1 protein-coding gene is annotated in these 2,795 nt (G+C 69.9%); it reads left to right on the plus strand.

Annotated elements, in window-relative coordinates; translation table 11 throughout:
* Positions 1-546 precede the first annotated feature (546 nt).
* Positions 547-2,727: a peptidase domain-containing ABC transporter gene (locus BKE38_RS29585; protein ID WP_207553733.1), complete on the plus strand. Its 2,181-nt coding sequence runs from the start codon at positions 547-549 to the stop codon at positions 2,725-2,727.
* Positions 2,728-2,795 lie beyond the last annotated feature (68 nt).

Raw genomic sequence — 2,795 nt, forward strand, 5'->3', positions numbered from 1 at the left:
GTGGGGGTTAGGCGGCAGCAGGACCGCCCGCGGGGGCGCGGGCGGCGTGACGGCCATGGTCAGAGGTGCCGGGACCGGCAGTCTCGAAGGCCAGGAGGGCGCGGGAATCGGGGCGGCACGCCATGAAGGGCGTCAGCGAAGCCGGCATCGGACGATGCCAAGCGGCCTGCGAAAGGCCGTGCTGCAACGGGGCCACGAGTTTCTCCACATGCCCGCCCAGGTTTTTCGGGACTGATCCGGCCGGATTCTTCAGCCGCTTTTGGAACAGACCCCCCGCCGGCGGCGCCAGGAGCCAGGGGTGGCACGGGACCTTTTGACCCGGGCGACCTTCCCGGGCGCACCATCCGGTCAGAACGTTAACGGCAAGTGAACGTCAGGCCGGTATGTTCACGACCACGAAACGGTCATGCTTCGCGACTGTTTCTACTGGGTTTTCTGCCGACCGGACAAGCCGGCTGCCCGCCCGCGATTGGTTAATGCCCGGGCAACATGACGGGCGTTTCTTAAGGGCAGGAAAAAACTTCCAGCCCTGGTGGGTAAGCGGCCTTGGCCCCAGAACTAGCCCCGGAACTGACGGCGCTTCGATGCGTCTTCCTGCTCGCCATGCATCATGGCCAGCACCTGACCCCGGCCGAGCTGCCGGTGCCGGGCGCCGGCGACATGACCGGCGCAGTGCTGCGCAGCCTGAAGGCGGCCGGGCTGTCCGGCAAGGCGCTGACCCGCTGCGACTGGGACAAGGCGGGCAGCCTGGGCACCGCCTATCCGGCGCTGGCGACCCGGCGCGACGGCAGCTGGTTCATCCTGGTCCATGTCATGGCCGCCGCCGACGGGGCGAAGCTGGCCGCCATCCTCGACCCGCGCGACGAGGCCGCCGGCGTGCAACTGGTCACCCGCGAGGCCTTCCTGGCCGAATGGTCCGGCCGCCTGGTGGTGGCCCGCCGCGCCAACAAGGTCACCGACGAGAACCAGCGCTTCGGCCTGCGCTGGTTCCTGCCCGAGATCATCCGCCACCGCCGCCTGTTCCAGGGCGTGGCCATCGCCGCGATCATGGCGAACCTGATCAGCTTCGCCATCCCGCTGCTGTTCCAGGTGCTGATCGACAAGGTCATCACCCACCACAGCTACCAGACGCTGACCGTGGTGGTGGCCGTCTTCGTGCTGCTCACCGTCTTCGACGGCCTCTTCAGCTATGCCCGGCAGCGGCTGATGCTGCTGGCCAGCAACAAGATCGACGCCCGGCTGACCTCGCGCACCTTCCGCCACCTGCTCGGCCTGCCGCTGCATTTCTTCGAGAGCAACAGCGCCGGCGTGCTGGCCCGCCACCTGCAGCAGACCGAGAAGCTGCGCCACTTCCTGACCGGGCGGCTGTTCCAGACCCTGCTGGACGCCGCCGCCCTGCCGGTGCTGCTGGTCCTTCTCGTGCTCTACAGCGGCGTGCTGACCGCCGTCGTGCTGGGCTTTTCGCTGGCCATCGCCGCGGTCATCGGCGGCATGGTGCCGCTGTTCCGAAGCAAGCTGAACGCGCTGTACCAGTCGGAAGGCGCCCGCCAGGCCTATCTGGTCGAGACCCTGCACAACATGCGCGCCGTGAAGTCGCTGGTGCTGGAGCCGGCGCGCGAGAAGGCCTGGGACGGCAAGGTCGCCACCGCCATGCGCCAGCATGCCGGCGTCGGCCAGGTCGCCGCCACCGGCAACGTGCTGACCACCGGGCTCGAGAAGCTGATGCAGATCAGCGTGCTCGGCGTCGGCGCCCTGCTGGTCTTCGACGGCCAGCTCAGCATCGGCGCGCTGGTCGCCTTCAACATGCTGTCCGGCCGGGTCACCGGGCCGCTGGTGCAGATCGTGGCGCTGATCAACGAGTACCAGGAAGCCGCGCTCTCGGTGGAGATGCTGGGCACGGTGATGAACACCGCCCCCGAGCGCCAGGGCCAGGACCGCCGCGCGCGTCCCGAGATCACCGGCACGCTCAGCTTCCAGGGGGTGGGCTTCCGCTATCCGGGCGCCGCCACCCCGGCGCTGGACCGCATCAGCTTCGAGGTGAAGCCCGGCCAGGTGATCGGGCTGGTCGGCCGCTCCGGCTCCGGCAAGACCACGGTCACCCGCATGGTCCAGGCCATCCACCTGCCGCAGGAAGGGCTGATCCAGCTGGACGGCGTCGACCTGCGCCAGATCGAGCTGCCGCACCTCCGCCGCAACGTCGGCGTCGTGCTGCAGGACAATCTCCTGTTCCGCGGCAGCATCCGCGAGAACATCGCCGCCGCCCGCCCCGACGCACCGATGACCGCCATCATCGAGGCCGCCCGCATGGCCGGCGCCGCCGAGTTCATCGACCGCCTGCCGATGGCCTACGACACCCTGGTCGAGGAGAACGCGGCGAACTTCTCCGGCGGCCAGCGCCAGCGCCTGGCCATCGCCCGCGCTTTGCTGACCGAGCCCCGCCTGCTGATCTTCGACGAGGCCACCAGCGCCCTCGACCCCGAGAGCGAGGCCATCATCCAGCAGAACCTGGCGACCATCGCCCGCGGCCGCACCATGCTGATCGTCTCGCACCGCCTGGCCTCGCTGGTCATGGCCGACGCCATCCTGGTGCTGGACCGCGGCCAGGTGCTGGACTTCGCGCCGCATGCCGTGCTGCTGGAGCGCTGCGCCGTCTACCGCCAGCTCTGGGACACCCAGACCCAGCACCTGCACGCGCCGGCCGCCCCGCCGGCGGAGGTCGCCGCATGAGCGTCACCCTCCGCCAGGGGCTGGACCTGCCCACCCCCGAGCGCCGCCCCTGGTCCAGCCTGCTGCCC

Source organism: Teichococcus deserti (genome assembly GCF_001982615.1).
Lineage (GTDB): Bacteria > Pseudomonadota > Alphaproteobacteria > Acetobacterales > Acetobacteraceae > Pseudoroseomonas > Pseudoroseomonas deserti.